Here is a 25,996-nt window from a genome sequence, read left to right as displayed (position 1 = left end):
ACATCTGTCGCACAGCACGGGCGCGGCCGTTTCTCTGGCTGGTCACCGGCGCATCCTAGGCACACTCCGCCCAGTGCTTCACACTGCGGTCATCCCGGCGCCTGTGGTGTGGTTTTCGTCACTGTCGCTCAGTATCGCTCGCTGTGCCTTATCGACTCCCAGCATCCGAATTATCAGTCTTTTGAGTGGTAAGGCCGGGCGCATTCAGTTGGTTTGAGGTTCAACCATGCAGCCGTCGTGCGACGGACGGTCGCGTTCTCGCCCTGGGCTGTGCGATCACCATGAGGTAGTTTCCGGCCAGGGGTTTTCACTTCTCGAACACAACTGAACACAACGTAGGGGCGTTGTGTGACCGGGTGGGGGGCTGGCAGTGGCCGGTACAACGGCGCCGAGCGTGCACGTCGACACGCAGACGCAAACGGACTTCGACGACACGCGGACGCAGGCGGACACCGAGACGCGCGGCGCCGCCCGCAGCAGGCATCGCAGAGGGCGCGGCGCGCAGTCCGGGGCGGGGCGCGGTACGCGGCCCGGGGTGCCGGACGAGCTGGTCTACGAGACCGTCGTCCTCGTGCCGGCGCGCAACGAGGAGGTCGGCGTCCTCATGTCGCTGAACTCGCTCGCCGCGCAGACCCGGCGGCCCTCGCTCATCGTCGTCGTGGTCAACAACTCCACCGACCGCACCGAGGAGTACGCGCGCCGGTTCGCCGACGACGAGCGCACCCCGCCCACGGTCGTCCTCACCTTCGACAACAACCCGCACAAGAAGGCGGGCGCCCTCAACTTCGGCCTGCGCTGGCTGCGCGAGGCGGTCGGCGGCCGGCTGAACAACCGGGTGCGGCACGTCCTGGTCATGGACGCCGACACCGAACTGCACCCGCGGTTCGTCGAGCGGGCTGGCAACGTCATCGCCTCCGACCCGGAGCTCGGCGGCGTCAGCGCCGCCTGCCTCGGCCGTACCGACCTGTGGCGCAGCCCCTGGCAGCGGTTCCTGCTCGGCATGCAGATCATCGAGTACGGCCGCGCCGCCAACGCGCGCTACCGCCGCGACGTGCACACGATGTCCGGGGCCGGCTCCTTCTACCGGGCCGAGGCCCTGCAAGGACTGATCGACTGGCGCGGCGAGGTCTTCTGGGAGGACCACCGCAACCTCGTCGAGGACTACGAGACCACGCTCGCCCTCAAGGAGTCCGGCTGGAAGGTGACGGCCAACCAGCTCTGCATCGCCTACACCGACCTCATGCCCACCCTCCGTGAACTCATCCAGCAGCGCGAACGGTGGAGCCGCGGGACCGTGGACACCCTGCGTCGGCGCGGCTGGACGAAGTTCACCTGGCACTCCATCGCCACCATGATCATGGGGCTCATGGGCTTCGCCTACATCCTGGGGTGGGGCGCCAAGCAGCTCGTGCTGCTGGCCGTGCACGGCTTCTCCCACCAGCCGCTCCTGGTGGCGCTCTTCGCCTTCTGGGTCGTCTATCCCGCGCTGCGGGTGCGGAACCTGGGCTGGAAGGCGATGCTCGTCGAGGCGCTGCTGATCCCGGAGCTGGTGTACACCGTCGTCCGGGCGTACTGGCTGGTCGCGTCGATCCTGAAGTCGTACGTGACGCGCGTGTCCGCCTGGAAGTGACCGCGTGGAAGTGACCGCGTGGAAGTGACCCGGTGAGCCGGAGGAGCCGGGCCGGAGCGGTCCGGTGAGGCGTTCGAAGCAGCAGGTCGAGGAAGCAGGTCGTACGAGATGAACACCCTCAGGGGTCTGGGGGCGGTGGCGGTGCTCGCGGGCATCGCCTACGCGGTGACCAGGGCGACCACCGTGGACGCCCTGATCCTGGTCGTCACCGTCGGTACCGTCGCCGTGTCCGTCTTCACCTATCTCGCGTCCGCCAGGCGCCGCCGGCGGGACCGCCGCAGCGCCAACGGACGGATCAGGTCCCGCCGGGCCACCTGAGTACAGGGGGCCCGGGGCCCGGGGCCCGGGCGGGACCTGCGCTGCCGTCAGCCCTGATCCACCGGCGCTCGGACAGGGTCCGCCGCCGCTCGGACAGGGTCCGCCGTCGTCGGTTCCGGGGTTCCGGTGATCGACTCGCCGTTCGCGAGCGGGATCGTGGAGAGCAGGCCCGGTGGAAGGGCGAAGGCGTCGGCCAGTGTCGCCAGGTGGGGGGCCGACTCCGCCGTCGCCGCATCGACGGCGTGCGGCAGGGACCGTACCTGGTCGGGGGTGAGCAGGCCCTCCGCCAGCAGGTCGCCGGTGTGCGCGCGGAGGCGGCGCAGGAGGAAGAGCCGGCACAGCGCGCGCAGAACGGACCGGGCCGCCGGGTCCGCGGCGCGGTCGGCCGCCGCGAGGAACGCGTCGGCGGCCGTCCGGCAGGCGTGCGCCTCGACCATCTCCAGGGCCGGGGACGACGTGGCGTTCCAGCGGCCCATCGGGTCGCCCGACGGGCCCTCGCGCAGGGCGGTGCGGGCGCGGTTCTGCCAGATCGACTCGGCGTGGAGCAGCAGGTCGCGCAGGAAGGCCGGGTCGTCGAGGTCACCGGGGCTGCCGGGATCGTCGCCGGAGGTCGTGCGGGTGGGCGGGAGCGGGACCTGGTGGCCGAAGACCATCTCCGACGCCGCCTTCACCCAGATCACCAGGTTGTCGCCCTCGGCCGTGATGCCGCCCTCGATGCTGGCCGGCAGGTCGGAGATCCCGTTGGCCGGGAACAGGCCCTGGGCGCCGCAGCGTTCGCGGCACTCGATGGCGATGTCCCGGGCCTGCCAGGTGATCCAGCCCTTCGCGACCGCGGTGAGCCGCTCGACCTCCTCCCGGTCCCCCTCACCCCGGGCGGCGAACCGGTCCACCACCGCCCGGTGCAGGAACGTCATCGCGTACGCCGTCGCCAGCGCGTCGAGCAGCCGGCCGTGGTGGCTGCGGTGGGCGGCGACCGGGATGCGCTCGCCCGCGCGCGGCCCGGCGATCCGGCGGCTGTGCGCGTGCCGGACGGCGAGGGTGAGCGCGGCCCGGGCCATGCCCAGCGTGCCGGCGCTCATGCAGAGCTTGCCCATCGTGACCCGGCCTATCGAGCGCAGGAACCGCTTGCGCCGGTTGCCGAGCGTGCTGGTCAGCGTGGAGTCGGGGGCCAGCCGGCCGTGCTCGCCCTGGAGCAGCGCCTCGCGGGGCAGCCGGACGTGGTCGAAGGAGGTCAGACAGTGGTCGACGGGCGTGCCGGTGCGCTCGGGCAGACGGCGGACCGTGACGCCGGGCAGATGACCGCGCTCGTCGCTGAGCGGGGTGAGGAAGAGGAAGACGCCCTGGTCCTCGCCGTCGATGAGGAGCCGGGCGGCGACGACGGCCGTCTTCGGCCCGCCGGTCAGACTGGTGTTCGGCATGAACTTGGCCGCGCCCGGCGTCGGCGTGTGCAGGTCGAAGCCGCCGCTCGCGCGGTCCAGTACGGCGACGGTCTCCATCGCGGCGACGTCGTTGCCGTGCTCCAGCTCCGTGCAGAGGAACGTGCCGACGCGGCGCATGGCGGCGAAGGGGGACAGGTCCCGCGTCCCCGCCGCCCCGTCCTCATGCTCGCCCTCGTCGTCGCCCTCGTGGTCATGGTCGACGAGGCTGCCGAGGAACAGGTTGTAGTGGATGCTCGCCAGCGTCGTCAGACCGCCGTCCACCGGGCCGATCCACTCGTGCAGCGCCGCCAGCCGGTGCGGATCGGCCGCGAACGCCACGGGGGCGGCGGCGTCCTCGGCGGTCAGCGCGTCGTTGAGCAGGCGCAGGCGGTCGTACGACAGCGCGGCGCGCTCGGCGGGGGAGAGGCCGGGGCGGTGGGCGAAGGCCGGGCCGGCGACGAGTTCCCGCCAGGCGCCGTGGGTGCGGTCGGGGTCGGGGCCCGCGAAGAGCAGACGCGTCAGCTCCGCCCGGACGGCGGCCTCGGCATCGGCCGTGGCGTGGGTGGCTCCGGCGACGGCGCCCGTGTCCTGCGCACCGCCCCGCGCGTCGTCCCCTGCGCCGCCCCGCGCGTCGTCCGGCGCGGACGGCGTCCCGGGGACCGGTCTTCCCGACGGGAGCGGGGGGAGCCGGCGGGATGCTTCCGTCCGTAAGGCCTCGGACGTCGTGACGGTCATCGAGTTCCCCCCTGGGGTGGGTCGGTCTCCTGATGTGCGGCGGCCGGTGCGGAAAGTGGGACCGGAACGTTTCGATCCGGATACCCGGACGTCGAAGATAAGGACCGGCCGGTTTTCTTTTCAAGGGCCACATCCGGCATATGCCTCTCCGACTTCGTGAAGATCGTAGATGTGCAGGGGCCGGAAGGGTGCGGAGGGGTGCAGGATCGGGAAGAACCCGGGCATTGGGGACTGTTCCCGGCAGGGTTGAAAAAACCGTGCGGCTGGTTTTACTGTCCGGACATTCCTTGAGGACGTTCCGTGCGGACTTTCCTCGAACAGACGAACGGGGTGGGGTGCGAGTGGCGCGGCAGGAGCGGGCCATCCGGACGCGGCAGGCCATCCTGGTCGCCGCGGCCGAGGTGTTCGACGAGGTCGGATACGAGGCGGCGACCATCTCCGACGTGTTGCGCCGGTCGGGGGTCACCAAGGGCGCCCTCTACTTCCACTTCGCGTCCAAGGAGGCGCTGGCCCAGGAGGTGCTGGCCGCGCAGGTCTCCTCCCTGCCCCGGGTGCCCGAGCAGGACCTGAAGCTCCAGGAGTCCCTGGACGAGGCGCTGTTGCTCGCCCACCTGTTGCAGGGCGGCACCGGCGACCCCATCGTTCAGGGCAGCGTGCGCCTGACCGTGGACCAGGGCTCGGCCAAGGACAACCTCAACCGCCGGGTGCCGATGCGGGACTGGACCGAGCACAACCGCGCGCTGTTCGAGGAGGCCAGACGCCGGGGCGAGATCCTGGCGCACGTGGACGTCGCCAACCTCGCCCGTCTCTTCGTCGGCGCGTTCACCGGCGTGCAGGTGCTCTCGCGGATCATGACCGACCGCGCCGACCTGCCGGAACGCGTCGCCGATCTCTACCGCTACCTGATGCCGGCCGTCGCCGCGCCCGGCGTCCTGGTCCGCCTCGACTTCTCGGCCGAGCGGGGACCGAAGGTGTACGAGGCGGCGCTCCGCCGCCGCGAGGCGGAGGCGGAGGCGCGGACCGACACCGGGGCCGCCGCGCCCGGCTGACCCGAACAGGCCCCCACCGTCCGCCACTTGCCGCCGGCCACTCGTCACTCGTCACTCGCCACTCGTCACTCGCAGCTCGCCAGTCGTCGCTCGCCACTCCTCCCGACCCGCTCGCACTGCCCCGCTCGCCCCGCTCCCGCGCCGCCCCGCCCCGCGCCACCTCCCGGCGGCGCCGCCACCTGCCCGACCGAACGGAGTGCACGGATGGACCCCGACGTTTGCCCGTACGCCCTCGACGTCGCCGGACGCGACCCGGCCGGGGAGGCCGCGCGGCTGCGCGCCATGGGCCCCGCCGCGCGCGTCGAACTGCCCGGCGGGGTCACCGCCTGGGCGGTCGTGCGGCAGAAGTACCTCAAGCGGCTGCTCATGGACCCCCGCGTCTCCAAGGACGGCCGCCGGCACTGGCCGGCGTTCGCGGCCGGGGAGATCGGCCCGGACTGGCCGCTGTACCCGTGGGTGGCCAACGAGAACATGCTCTTCTCCTACGGGGAGCACCACGCGTGGCTGCGCCGCATGGTCGCCGCCGCGTTCACCGCCCGCCGTACGCAGGCGATGCGACCCCGGATCGAGGAGATCACCGAGGCGCTGCTCGACCGGCTGGAGGCGCTGCCGCCCGGCCAACAGGTGGACCTGCGCGCCGAGTTCGCCAACGTGCTGCCGATGCGGGTGATCTGCGAGCTGTTCGGGGTCGCGGAGGAGTCGCGCGAGCGGCTGTGCGGCCTGCTCGACCTGGTGTTCGGCACGGCGGTGCCCGGCGCGGAGATGGCGGCGGCGCAGCGGGAGGTGTTCGGGATGCTCGCCGAACTGGTCGCCGAGAAACGGGCCCACCCCGGCGACGACCTCACCTCCGCGCTCATCGCGGTCCGCGACGACGAGGAGGGCAACCCCGGATCGGGCGCCGCCCGCCTCACCGAGCCCGAACTGCTCGGCACGCTCTACCTGATGATCGCCGCCGGGCAGGAGACCACCTGCACGCTGCTCACCAACGCCGTCGCCGCGCTCTGCGCCGACCCGGAGCAGCGCGCGCACGTCCGGGCGGGGCGGGCGGGCTGGGCGGACGTGGTGGAGGAGACCCTGCGCGCGCACGGGCCCGCCGCCTACTCGCCGATGCGGTTCGCCGTCGAGGACATCGACCTGGACGGCGTACGCATCGCGCGCGGCGAGCCCCTCCTCGTCAACTTCGCCGCGGCGGCCGTCGATCCGGAGGCGTACGGGGAGAGCGGCGAGGCCGGCGAGGCCGGCGAGGGCGGCGACGACGTGTCGGCCTTCGACCTGCTGCGGCCGGGCCGCCGGGAGGACCTGGTCTTCGGGTACGGGGCCCACCGCTGTCTGGGCGCGCCGCTGGCCCGGCTGGAGGCGACGACCGCGCTCGCGGCGCTCTTCGCCCGCTTCCCCGATCTGGAGTCTGTTCTTCCGGTGGAGGAGCTGGGGCGGGTGCCGTCCTTCATCGTCAGCGGATACGCCCGACTCCCGGTCGTGCTGCGTACCGACTGAGCTGCGGCGAAGGGGCGTTCGCCCGGCGCGCGGCGGGCGCGCGCGGGGCGCCGCCGTGCGCGCCCGCCCGCGTCTCACGCCTCGTACGCCCGCTTGAAAACAGCGCAAACGGTTTGTTAGTTTCGCTCGACCCTCCAGCAGTCCGGAGCGACCGATGGCCAAGCAGGAACGTGCGGTACGTACGCGGAACGCGTTGATCGAGTCCGCCGCCGAACTGTTCACCCGGGACGGTTTCGAACTCGCCTCCCTCGCGGGGATCAGCTCCCGGGCCGGGGTGAGCAACGGGGCGTTGCACTTCCACTTCGCCAGCAAGGCGGCGCTCGCCGCGGCGGTGGGCCGGGCGGCGGCCGAGCGGTTCGACCGGATGACGGCGGCGGAGCGGCCGTCGCCGCAGTACGGGGGCTCGCTCCAGGCGCTCGTCGACGCCAGCCACGCCCTGCTGGACGGGCTCGCCCACGACGCCGTACTGCGCGCGGGGTTCGACCTCAGCGACGGTGCGGCGGTGGGGTCGGGGGAGCGGGAGGACCTGTACGCGCGCTGGCGGGAGTGGGTGGAGCGGGCCGCCGCCCGGGCCGGGCGCGAGGCGGTGCTGGCCGGGGACGTCCAGCCCCGGGACCTGGCGACCGCGGTCGTGGGCGCGACGGTCGGCTTCGTCGCGCTCGGCGGGCACGACGGGCGCTGGCTGGGTCGGCCCACCCTGACCCGGTTCTGGACGCTGCTGCTGCCTCGGGTGGCCGCGGGCCCGGTCCGGCGCGCGCTGGTGCCGGCCGGGCGACGGGCGGAGGCGCCCCGCGACCAGGCGGTGTACGGCCACGCACCCCGGCCGGCACCGGCGACGCCGTAGCGGCGCCTTCGCGCCGGCCTGCCAGCCCGCCGGCGCCCTTTGGGCCTCGGGGCCGGACGCCCGGCGCCCGGCGCCCGGCCGGGGTACACGTTCGCCGGCCGGCCGGGTCTCACACGCTCGGCACCCGTCGGAACCGGCCCGCCACGTGGAGGTCCGCCTCGATGCGGGCGGCCGTCTCGCGCAGTCGCGGGAGGATCTCCGTCTCGCAGGCCTCGGCGGTGCGGCGGCCGCTGTGCAGGGCGACGTTGACCGCGGCGACCACCCGTCCGTCGCGCTCCCGCACCGGTACGGCCACCGACCGCAGCCCCTCCTCCAGCTCGCCGTCGACCAGCGCGTACCCCTGCCGCCGTACGCCGTCCAGGATCGCCCGCAGCCGGTCCGGGTCGGTGACCGTGCGCCCGGTCGGTGCCGGCAGCCCGGCCGGGAGGTGCGGGTCGGGGCGGTCGGCCAGCAGGACCCGGCCCAGCGCGGTCGGGTGGGCGGGCAGCCGGGTGCCGACCGAGACGTGGACGCTCAGCACCCGGCCGGCCGAGGCCCGGGCGACGTACTGGATGTCGTCGTCGCCCGTGAGGACCGCGAGCGAGGACGACTCGTGCAGATTCCGCGAGAGCGCCGTCAGATGCGGTTCCGCGATCTCCGCGAGCGTCGTGCGGGACAGCGGCGGGAAGCCGAGGCCCAGGACGCGCGGGGTGAGCCGGAAGCCGCGGCCGTGCGCGGTGACGCAGCCGAGGTGGCGCAGGGTGATCAGCGCCCGGCGCGCGGTGGCCCGGGCGAGCCCGGTGGCCTCGGCGACCTCGCTCAGCGTCAGCTCGGCGCGGCCTTCGCCGAAGGCGGTGATCACCGTCAGCCCCCGGGCCAGCGACTCGACGAACTCCCGGCCCAGCTCCTGCTTGGACGCGCCGGTCCACAGGGCGAGCCCGGACGCCGGGACGGGGGAGGGCGTCGCGGGCGGGGCCGCGGCCAGCTCCCGCTCCATCGCGGCGACCGCCGTGCGCAGCCGGGGCAGCAGGCTCTCGCGCAGGTCGTCGGCGGTGTGCCGGCGGGTGTGGCTGACGATGCTGACGACGCAGGCGATACGGCGGGGGGCGGCCCGGGAGCCCGGGGTGTCCGGCGCGTCCGGTGCGTCCGGTGCGTCCGGCGCCGGTTCCCGTACCGGCATGGAGAGGGCGACCAGGCCGGGTTCGATGAGCTGGTCGTCCAACGCCCAGCCGTCGCGGGCGGCCGTGGCGGCGCGCTCCTCGAAGTCGTCGCCCGGGGCGTCGCCGGTGGCGCCGGCCGGGGGGCGGCTGCGGGCCGGGACCGCCGGGAAGCCGCGGTCCTCGGGGTCCGCCGCGCGGCGGGCGCGCCAGCGCGCCCAGTCCGCGTCGTGCCACTCGGTCGCGAACAGCGGTCCCGGGGCGGTGCGTTCGGCGGGCAGCAGGTCGCCGATGCGGAAGCTGAGCGACATCGCGCGGCGGCGGGTGGCCTGGTGGATGAAGCGGATGCCGTCCTGGTCGGGGACGGCGAGCGAGACGGACTCGTCGAGCTCGTCGGCGAGCGCGTCCGCGTGGCCGTCCAGGAGCCGGGGCAGGCGCAGGGCCGCGAGGTAGGCGTTGCCGAGCTCCGCCAGCCGGGGGGCGACGAGGACGTCGCGGTGCTCCAGGCGGACGTAGCCCATGCGGGCAAGGGTGGCGGTGATGCGGTCGACGGTGGAGCGGGCGAGGCCGCTGGAGCGTTCGAGGGCGCTGAGGGTGCAGGTGCCGTTCGCTTCTGTGAGGCGGCGGAGGACGGCGATGCCGCGGATCAGGGGGGCGACGGCCTCCGCGGGGATGCCGGGGGCGTCCTCGCGGAGGCCGTCGCCCCGGGCGGGGGCGGGGTTCGGGGGCATGGGGGTCACGGTAGTGCGGGGTCGGGCGGGGGGACTGTTGGGCGCCTCATAGCTCGGGGGTGTGTGTCGTTTCGCGGGTGCGGGTTGGTTGTGGTTGCTCGCGCAGTTCCCCGCGCCCCCTACGGGGCTGCCCCCTACGGATGCGCCCCTACCCCCTCGTCACCCGTATCCGGTAGTTGCCCCTGGGGTCCTTGGGGAGGACCGTCACCGTGAGATGGCGGGTGGGGTCGCGGAAGGTGTCGCCGGGGGTGAAGGTCGCGTCGGAGAGTTCGGCCTGGACGTTGGGGGTGCGGGTGCAGCCGCCGCTGTCGTGGTGGGCGTCGCGCACGGTGATCGGGCCGTCGCCGGTGTCGACGTCCGCGTCGACCCGGTAGACCAGCACCCCCGGCCGGCACACCGCCGCGTCGTTGCCCTCCTTGGTGCGCAGCTCCAGCGCGTACCCCGTGCGCCTGCTCAGCGGGACGACGACCAGCTTCACCCCGCCCGCCCGGGCCAGCGGCGTGAGCGTGTACTCCCGGCTGCCGCGGCCCGCCGCGCACCGCACCTGCGTGTCGTCGAGCCAGCCCAGCTTCCACTTGTGCCAGCCGAGCAGATCGTTGTCGGCACCCCAGTCCTCGCTCATGATGTCCCAGTGCCCGACGGCGCCGCCGCCGTCCTGGGTGTAGAGGTCGGGCAGTCCGAAGACGTGCCCGTTCTCGTGCGGCAGCACCCGGTAGCCGGTCCGCCCGTAGGAGCCGGAGCCGTCGTCCTGGCGGCTGTAGACGAAGGACGCGTTGGCCACCGGCACGCCGTCGGCCACCGGGGCCTCCGCGTTGCCCGCGAACGTCACCGACAGCACCGTGTCCAGCGCGGAGGGGCCCGCGTTGGGCGTGACCAGCACGTTGAGCAGGTCGTAGGCACGGAAGTCGACCTGGGCGTCGGCCTCGGCCACGATGTCCTGGACCAGGTCCCGGTACGCGGGCTCGAAGGGGGCGCCGCGCTCTATCCCGTACGCCTTGAACGGCTTCGGCATCCGCAGCCAGTGCGTGACCGGGGTCTCGGGGCGGTAGTCGAGGCGGCCGTAGGAGCTGGTGGCGAACCACTTCCGGGTCTGCGGGAAGAACTCGTGGAACCGGTCCATGGCCCCGCCCTCGCCGGGGGCGTCGGAGAAGTCGACCATCAGGGTGAGGGCGTGCACGGTGCCGGTGGAGCGGGCGTAGCCGGACGGGGTGGGCAGACCCTCCGACATCTGGACGCCGTCGTCGCCGTGGATCGTGCAGGAGCCGAGCGAGGCGGCGCGGGCGGGGGCGGCCGGCCCCGCCGTCGTGGGGCCCGCCCAGGGCTGACCGGCGCCGGCGGTGGAGACGGCCAGGGTCAGCGCGGTGACCGAGGCGAGGGCGGCGGCGCGGCGCGGGCGTATCCGGCGGCGCGGGCGTATCCGGCAGTGGACCATTGGCACAGGCGACCCCTCCGCTCCACGGCAGCCACCCGGCGTCACGGCTGCTCCCCTTTCGCTCACCCTCCGTGACCTGGGGCGGAGCCGCGCGTTGAAGGGGACCGATCGGGTTCGGGGGGCTGCGCGCGGAATTCCCGAGTGCGTGTGACGCAGGTCACGGCATGACTTCCCCGGGGTCGGAATTAACGGGGACCTCTTCCCCGTTTAGCTGGGTGTCCGGCTGAAGCGGGGAGGCGTTCCCCGGTTCGCACGGGGGCTCGGGGAAGAGCCCGCGGACTGCCGGACGTCGAAAGCCCCACAGCCCCACCGGGGACCGGAAAGGACAGGGAGGACGCCGTGGAGACCGCCACACCCGTGCAGCAGCGAGCGACCCGGCCGCCGCGCGCCGACGCCCTGCGCAACCGGGAACGCATCGTCACCGCCGCCCGGGAGATGTTCGTCGAGTTCGGCCCGTACGTGCCGCTCGACGAGATCGCCCGCCGCGCCGGTGTCGGCAACGCCACGGTGTACCGCAACTTCCCGGACCGCGAGGCGCTGGCGCTCGAGGTCGTCTGCTCCGTCATGGACCGGACGGCCGAGGCGGCCGAGGCGGCGCTCACCGAGAGCGGCGACGCCTTCGAGGCGCTCTCCCGGTTCGTGCACGCCTCCGTCGACGAACGGATCGGCGCGCTGTGCCCGATGCTTCAGGGGGCCTTCGACCAGCACCACCCCGATCTTGACGCCTCCCGCCAGCGCCTCGAGGACCTGGTGGAGTCGCTGATGGACCGGGCCCGCCGGGCGGGACAGCTCCGCCCCGACGTGGCCGTCGGCGATGTGATGGTCGCCGCGGCCCAGCTCAGCCGCCCGCTCGCGGGAGTGATGTGTCTGAGCATCGACCGATTCGTCCACCGTCATCTCCAGCTGTTCCTGGACGGACTGCGGGCCCCGGCCCGCTCCGAACTGCCGGGTACGGCCGTGACCATGGAGGCTCTCCGCACACCCTGCCCCGACACGCCGATGAGTTCCGAGCAGCCCGGCGGTCACCACTGAGACTTCCACGCCTCACCGCTTAGACCACTCGCACGCATCACTCGCCCGCATCACGGCATCACGCAGACCACAGGCACCACGCAGACCACAGGCATTACACAGACCACAGGCATTACACAGATCACAGCAGACGCCAGGCGCTGCGGCCGTCGACGACGACGGGCCGGTTCTGCCGTCGCGTTCCTTCCTCACCAAGTCCCGGAGTGGGTACACCCATGTCTGAAACAGCCCCGGCCGCCGCCGAGGCGGCGCCTCGAACCGACGGCACGCCAGGCCGCACGCACAATCCCTGGAGGGCGCTGATCTTCATCGCGCTCGCCCAGCTGATGGTGGTGCTCGACGCGACCATCGTGAACATCGCCCTGCCCTCCGCCCAGCAGGACCTGGGCATATCCGACGGCAACCGGCAGTGGGTCATCACGGCCTACGCGCTCGCCTTCGGCGGTCTGCTGCTCTTCGGCGGCCGCATCGCCGACCTGTGGGGCCGCAAGCGGACCTTCGTCGTCGGCCTGGCCGGCTTCGCCGCCGCCTCCGCGCTCGGCGGTGCCGCGCAGAGCGGCGCCATGATGTTCGGCGCCCGTGCGCTCCAGGGCGTCTTCGGCGCGCTCCTCGCGCCCGCCGCGCTCTCCCTGCTCGCGGTGATGTTCACCGACGCCAAGGAGCGCGCCAAGGCGTTCGGCATCTACGGCGCGATCGCCGGTGGCGGCGGCGCCGTCGGCCTGATCCTCGGCGGCTTCCTCACCGAGTACCTGGACTGGCGCTGGACGTTCTTCGTCAACATCCCGTTCGCGCTGGTCGCCGCGCTCGGCGCGTACTTCGTCATCCACGAGCCGGCCGGCGGCCGCAACCGCTCGCCGCTCGACATCCCCGGCGTGATCCTGTCCACCCTGGGCCTGGTCTCGCTGGTGTACGGCTTCACCCGCGCCGAGTCCGAGGGCTGGAGCGACGCGACGACCATCGGTCTCTTCGTCGCCGCCGGTGTGCTGCTCCTCGCGTTCGTCCTGACCGAGGCCAAGGTCAAGGCCCCGCTGCTGCCGCTGCGTGTCATCACCGAGCGCAACCGCGGCGGTGTCTACCTCTCCCTCGGCCTCGCGATCATCGCGATGTTCGGCCTGTTCCTCTTCCTGACCTACTACCTCCAGGCGGTGCAGGGCTACTCGCCGGTCAAGACCGGCTTCGCCTTCCTGCCGATGATCGCGGGCATGATCACGGGCTCCACGCAGATCGGCGCCCGGCTGATGACGCGGGTTCCGCCGCGGCTGCTGATGGGTCCGGGCTTCCTGCTCGCGGCCGCCGGCATGCTGGTGCTGACCCAGCTGGAGATCGGCAGCTCCTACGCCACCCTGCTGCTGCCCGGCCAGCTGCTGCTCGGCCTCGGCATGGGAACGGCCTTCATGCCGGCGATGTCCCTGGCCACGTACGGTGTCGAGCCCCGGGACTCCGGTGTCGCCTCCGCGATGGTCAACACCTCGCAGCAGGTGGGTGGCGCGATCGGCACCGCCCTGCTGAACACCATCGCCGCGTCGGCGACCACCTCGTACATCAAGGACCACCTCGCGGGGGCCGGTTCCAAGACGCAGGCGCAGCTGGTCCAGCTCCAGGGCCAGGTGCACGGCTACACCAGCGCGATCTGGTTCGCCGTCGGCATCCTCGTGGCGGCCGCGGCCATCGCGATGACGCTGATCAACACCGGCCGCCCCGGCGCCGGCGCGGGCGTCGGCCAGACGTCCGGCGAGGCGGAGGAGGAGTTCCAGATCCCGGTGGTCGCGCACTGACCGCGGGATGAGGGAGGCGGTCAGCGGAGCCAGGGCAGGTCCGCGCCCGCCTCCTTCGGCTGAAGTCCCTCGGCGACGATCGTCATGATCTCGCCGAGGGACTTCTGCTGTTCCGGGGTGAGCCGGTCGAAGACGGCCTGGCGGACGGCCTCCACATGGCCGGGCGCGGTCCGCCGCAGCACCTCGTACCCGGCGTCGGTGAGGACCGCGAACTGGCCCCGCTTGTCGGAGGGGCAGTCCTCGCGCCGGACCCATCCGCTCTTCTCCAGCCGGGCGACGGCGTGCGAGAGCCGGGAGCGCGTGATCTTGGCCTGCATCGCCAGCTCCGTCATCCGCAGCCGCCGCTCCGGTGCCTCGCCGAGCTGGACGAGCAGCCCGTAGTAGACGTGCGGCATGTTCGCGTCCCGTTGCAGCTGGCGGTCGAGATGGTCGTCCAGGAGCGTGACGGCGTGCCGGTAGGCGCGCCAGACGCGCTGCTCCTCGACGCTGAGCCAGCGGGTGTCGCGAGGGGATGCGGTGTCCATGGTCCTACTGTACGAGGCATCTCCTTGAAGGTTAAACAACACGGCCTTACGGTGAAGGGGTGAACTTGACATTTCAAGTAGATCCCGCCGCGCACCCCGCACCGGAGCGCATGCCCGCCCTCTACCTCAGCCATGGCGCGCCCCCGCTGGCCGACGACCCCGTCTGGCCCGGCGAACTGGCCGCCTGGTCCGCCGCGCTGCCGCGCCCCAAGGCGATCCTCATGGTCTCCGCCCACTGGGAGGACGCCCCGCTCGCACTCGGCTCGGTGGAGCCCGTTCCTCTCGTCCACGACTTCTGGGGCTTCCCCGAGCACTACTACCGCGTGCGGTACGACGCCCCGGGCGCCCCCGCGCTCGCCGACGCCGTCCGCAAGCTGCTGCGCACGCCCGGGACCCCGATCCAGGACGTGCCGGACCGTGGGCTGGACCACGGGGCGTACGTGCCGCTGGTGGAGATGTACCCGGAGGCGGACATCCCCGTCCTGCAGATCTCCATGCCCACGCTCGACCCCGTCCGGCTGATGGAGATCGGCCGCCGGCTCGCCCCGCTGCGGGACGAGGGCGTGCTGATCGTGGGCTCCGGCTTCTTCACCCACAACCTGGCCGCACTGCGGCACGGTGGTTCGGTGCCGGGATGGTCGGCGGAGTTCGACGACTGGGGGCAGCGGGCGCTGGCCGCGGGCGACGTCGACGCACTGCTCGACTTCACCCACACCTCCCCCGCGGGGCAACTGGCCCACCCCCGCACGGAACACTTCGCCCCCCTCTTCGTCACCCTCGGCGCAGCGCACGCGACCGGCGACCTGGACACGCAGCGATCGGTGATCGAGGGCTTCTGGCTGGGCCTGGCGAAGCGGTCGGTGCAGTTCGGGGGGTAGGGAGCGGCGGGGGCGAGAAAAATCCACGCGCACAAGCAACCGTCCCCTTCGCAACCTTCCGCCGACCGCCCCCGTCTACACAGACAGAGGCCCGGCTCACCCCTCTGACCTGGGCCTCACCCCTCCCACACCCCCCACCCTCCCCGCGCAGCCGTGCAGGATACTGCATGATCAGAAAAAAGGACGGCCGGGTTGGGAATTCTGTCCGGATTCCAGTCGTTGTTTCCATCAGATGCAGGGCACCCGACCACAGTGCCAAGCACCTGAACGAGACACCCGAGAACCACCCGCCAGCCCACCATCGCAAGGGAGCACGCATGGCAACCCGTGCCGTCGCCCGTCGTAAGTCCGCCACCGGCGAGACGGCCGACGCGGCAGGCAGTGTTCGCACCCACGCCGGCGAGATCGCCGACCGCGACCTGGTCGGCATGTACCTCGACGAGATCGCGCGCACACCGCTGCTCGACGCAGCAAAGGAAGTCGAGCTGTCCCAGGTCATCGAGGCGGGTGTGTTCGCGCGGCAGATCCTCGACGGCGAGGAGGAGTCCCGCGCGGACGCCTCCCGCGAGGAACTCGAGGCCCTGGTCGCCGCCGGCGAGCGTGCGAAGGACGTCTTCATCCGTTCCAACCTGCGGCTGGTCGTCGCCGTCGCCCGCCGCTACCCGCGCAGCGGACTCCCGCTGCTCGACCTCATCCAGGAGGGCAACGCCGGTCTGGTCCGCGCGGTGGAGAAGTTCGACTACCGCAAGGGCTTCAAGTTCTCGACGTACGCGACGTGGTGGATCCGCCAGGCGATCACCCGCTCGATAGCCGACCAGTCCCGCACCATCCGGCTCCCCGTCCACCTGGTGGAGGAGCTCGGCCGGATCCGCCGTGTGCAGCGCGAGTTCAACCGCGAGCACGGCCGGGACCCGGAGCCCGCGGAGATCGCCGCGGAGCTCGGCTCCAACCCCGAGCGCGTCACGGACGTACTGGACTGGGCCCGCGACCCGGTGTCGCTGAACATGTCGGTGGACGACGAGGGCGAGACCCAGTTCGGCGATCTGCTGGAGGACACCTCCGCGGTCTCCCCCGAGCAGTCGGTCCTGACCCTGCTGCGCAGCGAGGAGCTGGACGACCTGATCGGCCGGCTCGACCAGCGCACGGCGTCCATCATCAAGATGCGCTACGGCATCGACGACGGCCGGGAGCGTACGCTCACGGAGGTCGGCAAGGAGCACGGACTGACCCGCGAGCGCATCCGGCAGATCGAGAAGCACGCGCTGCTCGAACTGAAGAAGCTGGCCCGCAGCACCGGCTTCGACGCGGTGGCCTGACCCCGGCCACCGCCCGCACCGCGGTGCGACGTGGCGCACGGCGCACCGCCCGCGCCACCGCACCGCGCGGCGCACGACGTACCGTAGGACGTACGGGCGTCACACGGGGGCGCGCATCGGCCAGATGTGCGCACAACGGAGCGCGCCTCTGCTTCAAACCGCGGGGTTCGGGGCACAAGAGTTTCGAACCCCGGTACGTGCGTACTGCACGCGCCGTCCGCGGGGCGCGGCCACCAGGCCCGTCCCGCCCCCAGAACCACGTCCCGACGCACTACCCCCCCGGGCGCCGGGACCTTCCCAGAGCCGGGCTCCGGTGTCTCCCCCCGACGCCGGAGCCCGGCTCCTTTGCGTCAGTCGCGCGCGTCCCCGTCTCCGTCCCCACCCGCCGCTCGTAGCAGGCGGGCCCCCATCCTCCGTACGCGCTCGGCCAGTTCGGCCGGCTGCCGCACCGTGAACTCCACGTCGAGCGCGGCCAGCCGCATCGGCAGCCACTCCAGCGAGTCGGCCACCTGCGCCCGTATCAGACAGCCGCCGCCGTCGGCCGGCTCGGGGGTGCCCCACCAGTGCGGCAGCCGGTCCGCGAGCACGTCCGCCCCGGCGGCGAAACGCACCTCCAGCTCGTACGCCTCATTGCGTGCGTACATCGACTGCCGCAGGAACTCCGCCGCGCTCCCCGTCGGCAGCTCCCGGGGCGCGTACCGCGCGCCGGTGGCGAACGGCTCGGCGATCCGGTCCACGCGGAAGGTGCGCCAGTCCTCGCGGCCGAGGTCGTACGCGACGAGGTACCAGCGCCGTCCGGTCGACACCAGCCGGTACGGCTCGGTCAGGCGCCGTGACTCGGCCCCGTCGGCGGCGCGGTAGGCGAACCGCAGCCGCTCCCGTCCGGCGATCGCCGACGCGATCACGGTGAGCGTCTCCGGGGCGATCCGGGGGCCGTCGCCGCCGGTCAGCGGGGTGGTGGCGGTTTGCAGCGCGGCGACCCGGTGGCGCAGCCGGCTCGGCAGCACCTGTTCCAGCTTGGCGAGGGCCCGTACGGACGCCTCGTCCACGCCCTCCACCGCGTGTCCGGCCCCGGCGCGGAGGCCTACGGCGATCGCGACGGCCTCCTCGTCGTCGAGCACCAGCGGCGGCATGGCGGTCCCCGCCACCAGCCGGTACCCGCCGTCGGCCCCCCGGCTCGCCCGCACGGGATACCCCAGCTCCCGCAGCCGCTCGACATCCCGCCGCACGGTCCGCCGCGACACCCCCAGCCGCTCGGCGAGCTCCCCACCGGGCCACTCGCGTGGCGTCTGGAGGAGGGAGAGCAACGTGAGAATCCGAGCGGGGGTGTCGGTCGTCATCCCCAGAGAATGCCGCACGAGTAGGACGGCTTCTGTCCTAGCGGTGTCTTTCAGGGCGCGGGACTGTGTCGACATGCGGCTGCGCCCCTTGAAGGGACGGGAAGGGCAGGGGCGGCGGGGGCGAAGAAAACCCCACCCACCCCACCTCCGACCCCGCCCCCCGTTTACTTTCCCGGGAAACGGACGTAACCTCCCCCCAATCCCACACAATCGGACATCACCCGGAGACGAACAGACATGTACGCACCGGAGCGCCAGCAGGACATCCTGCGCCTCGCCCGCGACGCCGGCCGCGTCGACGTCGTCTCCCTCGCCGACCACTTCCAGGTCACCGCGGAAACCATCCGCCGCGACCTCAAGACCCTCGACCGCGCCGGCCTCGTCCGGCGCGTCCACGGCGGCGCCATCCCCGCCGGCCGCCTCGACTTCGAACCCGACCTCGCCGAACGCGAATCCACCGCCGCCGACGAGAAGGACCGCATCGCCAAGGCCGCCCTCGCCGAACTCCCGCCCGACGGCACCCTCATCCTCGACGCCGGCACCACCGTCGCCCGCCTCGCCGCCGCCCTCCCGCTGGATTCCGAGCTCACCGTCGTCACCCACAGCCTCCCCATCGCCGCCCGCCTCGCCGACCACCCCGGCCTCCAGCTCCACCTCGTCGGGGGGCGCGTGAGGCACCGTACGCGCGCCGCCGTGGACGCCTGGGCGCTGCGCGCGTACACCGAGATCCGCGCCGACGTCCTCTTCCTCGCCGCCAACGGCTTCTCCGCCGCGCACGGCCTGACCACCCCCGACCTCGCCGAGTCCGCCGTCAAGCGCGCCGCCGTCGCCGCCGCCCGGCGCGTGGTGCTGCTCGCCGACTCCGCCAAGCACGGCCAGGAGCACTTCGCCCGCTTCGGCGGCCTGGACGACGTCGACCTGCTGATCACCGACAGCGGGCTGAGCCCGGAGGACGCCGCCGCGATCGAACGCGCCGGCACGGAAGTGGTACGCGCATGATCCTCACCGTCACCCCCAACCCGTCCCTCGACCGCACCTACGAGGTGCCCTCGCTCGACCGCGGCGAGGTCGTCCGCGCCGTCGGCGAACGCGTCGACCCGGGCGGCAAGGGCGTCAACGTCTCCCGGGCGGTCACCGCGGCCGGCCGGCGCACGGTGGCCGTACTGCCCCTGGGCGGTGCGCCCGGCGCACTCGTCGCCGACCTGCTCGACGCGCAGGGCATCGAGGTCGCGCCCGTCCCCGTCGCCGGGGCCACCCGCTCCAACGTGGCGCTCGCCGAGGCCGACGGCGTCCTGACGAAGATCAACGCGCCGGGCCCGGAGCTGACCCCCGCCGAGCAGGAGGCGCTGCTCGACACCGTGCGGCGGCACGCGGCCGGCGCCGACTGGATCGCCTGCTGCGGCAGCCTCCCGCGCGGCCTCGCCCCCTCCTGGTACGCCGACCTGGTCGCCCGCGCCCACGCGGCCGGCGTCCGGATCGCCCTGGACACCTCCGGGCCCGCGCTCCTCCGGGCGCTGCGCGAGCGGCCGGACGTGGTCAAGCCCAACGCCGAGGAGCTCGCCGAGGCCGTCGGGCGTCCCCTGGCCACGGTCGGCGACGCCCTCAAGGCCGCCGAGGAACTGCGCGCCCTGGGCGCCGGCACGGTCCTGGCCAGCCTCGGCGCCGACGGGCAGTTGCTGGTGGAGGCCGACGGCGCCTGGTTCGGCAGCGCCCGTGTGGCCGCCGTGCGCAGCAACGTCGGCGCCGGCGACTCCTCGCTCGCCGGGTTCCTGCTCGCCGGCGGCCGGGGAGCGGCGGCGCTCGCCTCGGCAGTCGCCCACGGTGCCGCCGCCGTCCAGCTGCCGGGCAGCGTCATGCCGACCCCGGCCGACCTCGACCCCGGCGCGGTGACCGTGACCTCACGGATCCCCGTCGACCGGCCCCTGACGGAGCCGGCGCCATGAGCCGTGCCCTCGCCCCCGTCCTCTTCTCCCCTCTCTTCTCCGTCCCCGTCCCCACCCCCTCCGCCCACGAGCTGTCCCGGGCAATACGCGTGCGAAGGAGCTCGCGATGAGCGAGATGATCACCGCGGACCTGGTCGATCTGGACCTGTCCGCCGACACCAAGCAAGCGGCGGCCCGCGCCCTCGCCGAACGGATGGTGGCCCGCGGCCGGGTGACCGACCTGGAGGGCTTCCTCGCCGACGTCGCCGCCCGCGAGGCACAGATGCCGACCGGCCTCGACGGCGGCATCGGCATCCCGCACTGCCGCAGCGCCCATGTCACCGAGCCGACGCTCGCCTTCGGGCGCAGCGCCGCCGGGATCGACTTCGGGGCGGCGGACGGTCCGGCCGACCTGATCTTCCTGATCGCCGCCCCGGCCGGCGCGGACGACGCGCACCTGATCATCCTGTCGTCGCTGGCCCGGCAGCTGATGAACGACGAGTTCACGTCCGCGCTGCGGACGGTGGACGAGGCGGGGGCGGCAGCCGCGCTCATCCGGGGCGAGGAGGCACCGGGGGCCGAGGAGGAAGCCGGTGAGGCGTCCGCCGAGGGTGAGGCGTCCGGCGAGGCGTCCGCCGGGGGTGAGGCGTCCGGCGAGGGAAGCGATGCCTCCGACGAGGGCAGCGACGCCTCCAACGAGGGCGTCGCCCGCCCGTTCCGTATCGTCGCCGTCACCTCCTGCCCCACCGGCATCGCCCACACCTACATGGCCGCCGAGTCCCTGGAGAACGCGGGTCGTGCGGCCGGTGTCGAGGTGGTCGTCGAGACGCAGGGCTCGGCCGGCTTCACCCGGCTCGACCCCGCCGTCATCGCCGCCGCCGACGGCGTGGTCCTCGCGCACGACGTGCCCGTACGGGAGAAGGAACGCTTCGCCGGGAAGCCGACCGTCGACGTCGGCGTGAAGGCGGGCATCAACCGCCCCGCCGAACTGATCGCCGAGGTCCGCGAGAAGGCCGCCCGCGGCGAGGTCACCACCGCGACCGCCGGCACCGACGGCAGCCCCGTCGACCGGGCCGGTGAGTCCGGCGAGGGCTACGGCACCAAGCTGCGCACCTGGCTGATGTCCGGCGTCAGCTACATGGTCCCCTTCGTCGCCGCGGGCGGTCTGCTCATCGCCCTCGGCTTCGCGATCGGCGGCTACACGGTCAACAAGGCACCCTCGGTGATGGACCACTTCGTGTGGACCGAGGCCGACAGCTGGGGCGCCCTGCTCTTCCAGATCGGCGGCGTCGCCTTCGGCTTCCTCGTCCCGGTCCTCGCCGGTTACATCGCCTACGGCATGGCCGACCGCCCCGGTCTCGTCCCCGGTTTCGTCGGCGGGGCGATCTCGCTCACCATCAACGCCGGGTTCCTCGGCGGTCTGGCGGCCGGTCTGCTGGCCGGCGGGGTGGTGATGGCGATCCAACGGGCGCCGATACCGGCGGCGTTGCGCGGCATCATGCCGGTGGTGGTGATCCCGCTGGTGTCGTCGGCGGTCGTCGGGTTCCTGATGTTCGTCGTCATCGGCAAGCCCATCGCCTCCGCGCAGAAGGGCATGACCGACTGGCTGAACGGCCTCGGCGGCGCCAACGCCGTGCTGCTCGGCGCGCTGCTCGGCCTGATGATGTGCTTCGACCTCGGCGGTCCGGTCAACAAGGTCGCCTACGCCTTCGCCACGGCCGGGATCGCGGTCGCGGACCCGAGCGACAGCGCCATGAAGATCATGGCGGCGGTGATGGCGGCCGGGATGGTGCCGCCGCTGGCGATGGCCCTGGCCACCACGGTGCGGGGCAGGCTGTTCACCCGCACCGAGCGGGAGAACGGCAAGGCCGCCTGGGTGCTGGGCATCTCGTTCATCTCCGAGGGCGCGATCCCGTTCGCGGCGGCCGACCCGCTGCGGGTCATTCCGTCCTCGATGCTGGGCGGTGCGGTGACGGGGGCGCTGTCGATGGCCTTCGGCGCGACGCTGCGGGCGCCGCACGGCGGCATCTTCGTGGTCCCGCTGATCGGCAACCCGTTCCTGTACCTGGTGGCCATCGCGGCGGGGGTGTGCGTGACGGCGGCGACGGTGATCGTACTGAAGGGCCTACGCAAACGGGACACCCGAACCACGCCCGACACCCCGGCGGCAACCGAAGCCACCGGAACTCGGACGAACAGTCCGATCGCGGCGTGACGGGGCGGTACGGGGGGTGGGGCCGGAGGTGGGTGGTCGGGTGCGGGAGGAGTGTGGCTGGTCGCGCGGTTCCCCGCGCCCCTGAAAGCGGGCGGAGCCCCTTGACGGGATGACGGGGGAGGGCAAGGGCGGCGGGGGCGGGGGCGGGAAAGAGCCTGCGAGATGCGTCACGCTCCGCCACAGACACCCCCATAGTGGGGCGTCCGTGCGGTTCACTGGACGCATGCCGCACGCCCCGATACTCCAACTGCTGGGCGCCGTGTTCCTCGCCGCGGCAGCCGTCCTCTGGCTCTCCGGCCTCGCCCGCCTGCACCGCCACTACCGCACCCACCCCGCACCCCAGGGACGTACCGGCACACTGGGCGCGATGCCCCACCACCGTTCCGCCCCCCGCCTGGAGTCCGTCGAACTCACCCAGGCGGAACGCGACGCCTTCGCCGGCCTGATACGGCAGTTCGGCGACGGCCGGCCGTGAGCGTGCCCTCCGCCGGGGCACCGGCGGAGGAAGCCCCACTCAAGCGCGCCGCCGCTTCGGCCGCTCCCGCCCGCCCGGCGCCGTCGCCCGCGACTCCATCGCCGCCCGGGCCGCCCGCTCGCTGGCGTACACCTCGCACATGTGCCGCCCGTCCGGCGTCGCCGTGTGCTCGACCTCCCACAGGGAGATCTCCCGCCCGTCCCGCAGCAGGAACGCGTGCTCGTACAGCGAGAGGCTCAGCCCCGCGCGCCCGGTGCGGCCGGGCCGGCCGAAGGCCTGGGAGATCTGGTGGGCGGAGGCGGAGCTGAGCAGCAGGGCGGACAGCTCCGCGTCCGGGGAGTCGGAGTTCTCCGCGCGGCGCAGCAGCCGTCGTACGTGGTCGGCGGAGCCGTCGGGCACGTAGGAGTGCCGGGGTTCGGGAACGGAGGCCGGCCGCGCCGGTAAGGAGAGCTCGAACGCGGGGGCGTCCGGGGGCAGCGGCAGCCGGGCGGTGGCGGTGTGCAGCTCCTCCTCGTCGACGTACACCTCGTGCTGGAGGAGACCGCCGGGGGCGGTGTTGTGCACCAGCTCCCACAGCGTGAGGGCGGAGCCGTCGGCGAGCAGCCAGGTGTGCCGGTGGGTCTCCCGGTGCAGTCCGGCGCTGTGGTGCGCGGAGTGCAGCGAACTGGCGTGCGCGAGCGCGCAGTCGAGCAGCCGGATCGTCTCGTCGGGCAGCTCGAAGGAGTTCAGGGCGCGGCCGAGCAGCCGCTCGAGTTGCTCCTCCGGAGACTCGGGCGACTCGAAGGGCTCGTACGCTGCGGTCTCGTACGGAACGCTCAAGGTTGCTCCCGGCGTCGCTGCATGTCACCTGGTGGGTGCATACCGTAGCCCCTCGGTCGGACATCATGTCCGCGAACCGAGAAAACCTACGCACGGAAAACGGGCGGGCCGCGCGGAATGTTCCCGAGCGGCCCGCCCCGTTGCCTCAAACTTCCTCAGAAACCCCTCGTCAGACCGCACTTCCGGCGGTCCACTCGGCCCAGGACATGTTCCAGCCGTTGAGGCCGTTGTCCGGCGAGACGACCTTGTCGGGGGAGTTCTTCACGACCACGACGTCACCGATGAGCGAGCTGTCGTAGAACCACTTGGCGACCGTGTCGCCCTGCGCGCCCCGCACGTCCGCCAGGCCCACGCAGCCGTGGCTCGTGCCCTCCCGGCCGAAGGGCGGATTGCCCTGGTTGTACCAGTAGTTGCCGTGGATGAAGGTGCCCGAGGAGGTCAGCCGCATCGCGTGCGGGACGTCCGGGATGTCGTACTCGCCGCCGAAGCCGACCGTCGAGCCGTTCATCCGCGTCTGCTGGAACTTCTCGGAGATCACCATCTGGCCGTTGTACGTGGTGTGGTCCGGGCTGCCGGCGGAGATCGGCACCGTCTTGACGGTCTTCCCGTCACGGACGACCGTCATCGTCTGGGTGGCCGCGTCGACCGTGGAGACCTGGGAGCGGCCGACGGTGAAGGTGACCGTCTTCTTCTGCACGCCGTAGCTGTCGTTGGCGCCCTTCACGCCGTCCAGGTCGATCTTCATCGTGACCTTGGAGCCGGCGTCCCAGTACTTCTCGGGCCGGAAGTCCAGCCGCTGGCTGCCGAACCAGTGCCCGGCGACCTTCTGGCCGCTGCTGGAGGTGACGGTGATGTGCGACTGCACGGCCTTCTTGTCGCTGATCACCTTGTCGAAGTTGAACGACACCGGCATGCCCACACCGACCGTGGTGCCGCCGTCGGGGGTGTAGGTGCCGATGAAGCTGTGCGCGGAGGAGACCGTGGTGAAAACGGAGTTGGCGGCGGCCGGACGGCCGTCGGAGTCCTTGGCCATCGCCGATATGCGGTACTTCGTGCCGCGCTCCAGCTGCTCCTTCGGCTTCCAGGTCGCCCCGTCCGCCGACACGGTGCCCTCGACGGGCTTGTCGGAACCGGCCACCGTCATCTTCACCTCGGTCAGCTTGCCCTGGCTGACCTTCACACCGGTGGCGTTGATGGACGCGTGGTCCGAACCGTCCTCGGCGGAGATGGTGATGCGTGCGGCGGAGGCCTTGGTGTCGGACTTCTGGCCGCCCTTGCCGTTGTCCGCGCTGGCGTCCCCGCCGCAGGCGGTGAGGGTCAGGGCGCCGACCACGAGGGCGGCCGCGGCCCCGAGTACGCGCCGCGCTGTCATGTCCGGCGTTGTCACGAGTTTCTCCCAGTGGTCGGTGAGGTGCGCATATCCGCTGCGATACGTGAATCAAGAGCGCACACCGCGCCGACGGGTTCCCGCCCGGACCGCCCCGGCCCCCTCGCGTGACAGAACCGGGACAATGTCGCCCCGCCCGACCGCCGTTGGCCCCCGGCGACCTGGAGAAAAGCACAACCGGCCCCGTACGGCGACGAGCCGTCAGGGGGCGCCGTACAACTCCCCGTACGACGGCCAGTCGCCGCCCGGCCCCGCGTACGGCGTGGCCGCCCGCACCACCCGTACGAGCGCCCGGGTCACCAGGTCCGCGCCCGCCGCGAGCACCTCGTTGAGCACCAGGGGATCGCCGGCGGGAAGCGGCCGGGCACCGGTGGCGAGGGCGAAGACCGTGTCGCCGTCGTTCAGCAGATGCACCGGGCGCACCGCCCGCGCGATCCCGTCGTGCGCCGTGCCCGCCACCTTCTGCGCCTGCGCCTTCGACAGCACCGCGTCCGTGGCGACGACCGCCAGTGTCGTGTTCAGCGGCGGTGGCGTGTGCCGCGCCGCCGCCTCGGCCAGACGCCGCCGCGCCGCCTCGTGCACACCGGTCGCCGGATACCCGACCCGCCGCCCCTGCCAGAACTCCCCGTACAGCACCCCCGTTTCCGGATCCATCGCCGACCCCGCCGCGTTGGCCACCACCAGCGCGCCCACGGTGACCCCCGAGCCGAGCACCGTGCTCGCCGTGCCGACCCCGCCCTTGAGCGCCCCGACCACCGCCCCCGTGCCCGCCCCGACGCACCCCTGCGCCACCGCCGCACCGGCCGGACCCGCGGCGGCCGCCTCCACGGCCGCCCGGCCCATGGCCGCGTCCGGACGGGCCCGGAAGTCGCCGCCCCGCCCCAGGTCGAACACGCACGCCGCCGGCACCACCGGCACCACATGCTCCGGACCGGGCCCGACCCGCACCCCGCGCCCGTGCTCCTCCAGCCAGGCCATCACGCCGGAGGCGGAGTCCAGTCCGTAGGCACTGCCGCCGGTCAGCACCACCGCGTCCACGGTCCGCACCACGTTGCGCGGGTCCAGCGCGTCGGTCTCCTTCGTCCCGGGCCCGCCGCCGCGCACGTCCACGGCGGCCACCGCCCCGCCCTCGGGAGCGAGTACGACCGTCGTCCCGGTCAGCCATCCGTCCCCGGACCGGGTGGCATGCCCCACCCGCATCCCCGGGACGTCCGTCAGCGCATCGGTCTCAGCATCCATCCCCCCATCCTCGCGCCCGGCCGTACTGCCGGGCACCGGCTCCGGACCCGGCCGTCCTGCCGGGCCGTACGCTGGAGGCATGCACAGCGACTCCACGTCCCCCGAGCCGGCGGCACCGGCGGCTCTCGTCTTCGACGACCCGCTGGACCAGTACCGGCAGTCCTCGGACGACACCGACCGCGGCTGGGGCGAGCGGCCGGCCGGTGACACGAGCGCCGCCGACCTGAAGCGCTTCCTCGACGAGAAGCCCCCGCACCACATCTGAGCGAGCCGTCGGGTACAGCGAG

The 25,996-nt window shown here is 73.0% G+C and carries 22 protein-coding genes; 14 read left to right on the top strand and 8 right to left on the bottom strand.

Annotation, left to right across the window (positions count from 1 at the left end):
• The first annotated feature begins 394 nt into the window (after positions 1 to 394).
• Together OIE12_RS14050 and OIE12_RS14045 are read left to right on the top strand one after the other, a co-directional pair.
• On the top strand, positions 395 to 1,630 hold the full coding sequence (locus OIE12_RS14050) for a glycosyltransferase (protein ID WP_329135261.1): 1,236 nt from the start codon (positions 395 to 397) through the stop codon (positions 1,628 to 1,630).
• Between the two features lie 108 nt (positions 1,631 to 1,738).
• Complete coding sequence (locus OIE12_RS14045; protein ID WP_329135259.1) at positions 1,739 to 1,948, top strand: hypothetical protein; 210 nt, start codon at positions 1,739 to 1,741, stop codon at positions 1,946 to 1,948.
• 47 nt (positions 1,949 to 1,995) lie between these two features.
• On the opposite strand, the gene OIE12_RS14040 is transcribed toward OIE12_RS14045, so the two are convergent.
• Positions 1,996 to 4,101 carry an acyl-CoA dehydrogenase family protein gene (locus OIE12_RS14040; RefSeq protein ID WP_329135257.1) on the bottom strand — a complete coding sequence of 702 codons (2,106 nt, stop codon included), beginning with the start codon at positions 4,099 to 4,101 and terminating at the stop codon, positions 1,996 to 1,998.
• A gap of 341 nt (positions 4,102 to 4,442) precedes the next feature.
• Here OIE12_RS14040 and OIE12_RS14035 point away from each other — a divergent pair, with 341 nt between their 5' ends.
• The 3 genes from OIE12_RS14035 (at position 4,443) to OIE12_RS14025 (ending at position 7,488) form a co-directional block, all read left to right on the top strand.
• Positions 4,443 to 5,150 carry a ScbR family autoregulator-binding transcription factor gene (locus tag OIE12_RS14035; RefSeq protein WP_329135255.1) on the top strand — a complete coding sequence of 236 codons (708 nt, stop codon included), beginning with the start codon at positions 4,443 to 4,445 and terminating at the stop codon, positions 5,148 to 5,150.
• A 204-nt stretch (positions 5,151 to 5,354) separates the two neighbouring features.
• Positions 5,355 to 6,644 (top strand): cytochrome P450 family protein, encoded by a 1,290-nt coding sequence (locus tag OIE12_RS14030; RefSeq protein WP_329135252.1) that lies wholly within the window; start codon positions 5,355 to 5,357, stop codon positions 6,642 to 6,644.
• A gap of 154 nt (positions 6,645 to 6,798) precedes the next feature.
• On the top strand, positions 6,799 to 7,488 hold the full coding sequence (locus OIE12_RS14025) for a ScbR family autoregulator-binding transcription factor (protein WP_329135250.1): 690 nt from the start codon (positions 6,799 to 6,801) through the stop codon (positions 7,486 to 7,488).
• 109 nt (positions 7,489 to 7,597) lie between these two features.
• Here OIE12_RS14025 and OIE12_RS14020 read toward each other — a convergent pair whose 3' ends face one another.
• Positions 7,598 to 9,355, bottom strand: a complete 1,758-nt coding sequence (locus OIE12_RS14020; protein WP_329135248.1) for an IclR family transcriptional regulator domain-containing protein — start codon at positions 9,353 to 9,355, stop codon at positions 7,598 to 7,600.
• A 148-nt stretch (positions 9,356 to 9,503) separates the two neighbouring features.
• A complete protein-coding gene (locus OIE12_RS14015) occupies positions 9,504 to 10,787 on the bottom strand; it encodes a M6 family metalloprotease domain-containing protein (protein WP_329141936.1) in 1,284 nt (427 codons plus the stop codon).
• Positions 10,788 to 11,126: 339 nt separating this feature from the next.
• On the opposite strand from OIE12_RS14015, the gene OIE12_RS14010 reads away from it, so the two are divergent.
• Together OIE12_RS14010 and OIE12_RS14005 are read left to right on the top strand one after the other, a co-directional pair.
• A complete protein-coding gene (locus OIE12_RS14010; RefSeq protein WP_329135247.1) occupies positions 11,127 to 11,819 on the top strand; it encodes a TetR/AcrR family transcriptional regulator in 693 nt (230 codons plus the stop codon).
• 215 nt (positions 11,820 to 12,034) lie between these two features.
• Complete coding sequence (locus OIE12_RS14005; RefSeq protein ID WP_329135245.1) at positions 12,035 to 13,594, top strand: MFS transporter; 1,560 nt, start codon at positions 12,035 to 12,037, stop codon at positions 13,592 to 13,594.
• 20 nt (positions 13,595 to 13,614) lie between these two features.
• Here the strand turns inward: OIE12_RS14005 and OIE12_RS14000 are convergent, their stop codons facing one another.
• Positions 13,615 to 14,118 carry a MarR family winged helix-turn-helix transcriptional regulator gene (locus tag OIE12_RS14000; RefSeq protein WP_329135243.1) on the bottom strand — a complete coding sequence of 168 codons (504 nt, stop codon included), beginning with the start codon at positions 14,116 to 14,118 and terminating at the stop codon, positions 13,615 to 13,617.
• A 110-nt stretch (positions 14,119 to 14,228) separates the two neighbouring features.
• On the opposite strand from OIE12_RS14000, the gene OIE12_RS13995 reads away from it, so the two are divergent.
• Positions 14,229 to 14,996 (top strand): dioxygenase family protein, encoded by a 768-nt coding sequence (locus OIE12_RS13995; protein WP_329141934.1) that lies wholly within the window; start codon positions 14,229 to 14,231, stop codon positions 14,994 to 14,996.
• Positions 14,997 to 15,313: 317 nt separating this feature from the next.
• Positions 15,314 to 16,312: a sigma-70 family RNA polymerase sigma factor gene (locus tag OIE12_RS13990; RefSeq protein WP_329135241.1), complete on the top strand. Its 999-nt coding sequence runs from the start codon at positions 15,314 to 15,316 to the stop codon at positions 16,310 to 16,312.
• 350 nt (positions 16,313 to 16,662) lie between these two features.
• On the opposite strand, the gene OIE12_RS13985 is transcribed toward OIE12_RS13990, so the two are convergent.
• Complete coding sequence (locus OIE12_RS13985; protein ID WP_329135240.1) at positions 16,663 to 17,652, bottom strand: helix-turn-helix transcriptional regulator; 990 nt, start codon at positions 17,650 to 17,652, stop codon at positions 16,663 to 16,665.
• Between the two features lie 237 nt (positions 17,653 to 17,889).
• On the opposite strand from OIE12_RS13985, the gene OIE12_RS13980 reads away from it, so the two are divergent.
• From OIE12_RS13980 to OIE12_RS13965, 4 genes are all read left to right on the top strand, one after another.
• Positions 17,890 to 18,651 (top strand): DeoR/GlpR family DNA-binding transcription regulator, encoded by a 762-nt coding sequence (locus OIE12_RS13980; protein WP_329135238.1) that lies wholly within the window; start codon positions 17,890 to 17,892, stop codon positions 18,649 to 18,651.
• A complete protein-coding gene (gene pfkB, locus OIE12_RS13975) occupies positions 18,648 to 19,595 on the top strand; it encodes a 1-phosphofructokinase (RefSeq protein ID WP_329135236.1) in 948 nt (315 codons plus the stop codon). The genes OIE12_RS13980 and pfkB overlap by 4 nt, the downstream gene beginning before the upstream one ends.
• A gap of 106 nt (positions 19,596 to 19,701) precedes the next feature.
• A complete protein-coding gene (locus OIE12_RS13970; protein ID WP_329135234.1) occupies positions 19,702 to 21,789 on the top strand; it encodes a PTS fructose transporter subunit IIABC in 2,088 nt (695 codons plus the stop codon).
• Positions 21,790 to 22,012: 223 nt separating this feature from the next.
• Positions 22,013 to 22,264 (top strand): hypothetical protein, encoded by a 252-nt coding sequence (locus tag OIE12_RS13965; RefSeq protein ID WP_329135232.1) that lies wholly within the window; start codon positions 22,013 to 22,015, stop codon positions 22,262 to 22,264.
• A gap of 39 nt (positions 22,265 to 22,303) precedes the next feature.
• Here OIE12_RS13965 and OIE12_RS13960 read toward each other — a convergent pair whose 3' ends face one another.
• The 3 genes from OIE12_RS13960 to OIE12_RS13950 form a co-directional block, all read right to left on the bottom strand.
• Positions 22,304 to 23,083, bottom strand: coding sequence for a DUF6227 family protein (locus OIE12_RS13960; protein WP_329135230.1), 780 nt, complete (start codon positions 23,081 to 23,083; stop codon positions 22,304 to 22,306).
• Between the two features lie 169 nt (positions 23,084 to 23,252).
• On the bottom strand, positions 23,253 to 24,470 hold the full coding sequence (locus tag OIE12_RS13955; protein WP_329135228.1) for a L,D-transpeptidase: 1,218 nt from the start codon (positions 24,468 to 24,470) through the stop codon (positions 23,253 to 23,255).
• A 201-nt stretch (positions 24,471 to 24,671) separates the two neighbouring features.
• The gene (locus OIE12_RS13950) at positions 24,672 to 25,709 is read right to left on the bottom strand and encodes a P1 family peptidase (RefSeq protein ID WP_329135226.1); all 1,038 of its coding nucleotides are present in this window, start codon (positions 25,707 to 25,709) and stop codon (positions 24,672 to 24,674) included.
• Positions 25,710 to 25,788: 79 nt separating this feature from the next.
• On the opposite strand from OIE12_RS13950, the gene OIE12_RS13945 reads away from it, so the two are divergent.
• The gene (locus OIE12_RS13945) at positions 25,789 to 25,974 is read left to right on the top strand and encodes a hypothetical protein (RefSeq protein WP_329135224.1); all 186 of its coding nucleotides are present in this window, start codon (positions 25,789 to 25,791) and stop codon (positions 25,972 to 25,974) included.
• Positions 25,975 to 25,996: the final 22 nt, after the last annotated feature.

It is taken from the genome of Streptomyces sp. NBC_00670 (genome assembly GCF_036226765.1).
Taxonomy (GTDB): Bacteria; Actinomycetota; Actinomycetes; order Streptomycetales; family Streptomycetaceae; genus Streptomyces.
The sequence above is the reverse complement of the archived record's forward strand: the minus strand, read 5'-3'. Positions and strand labels throughout refer to the sequence as shown.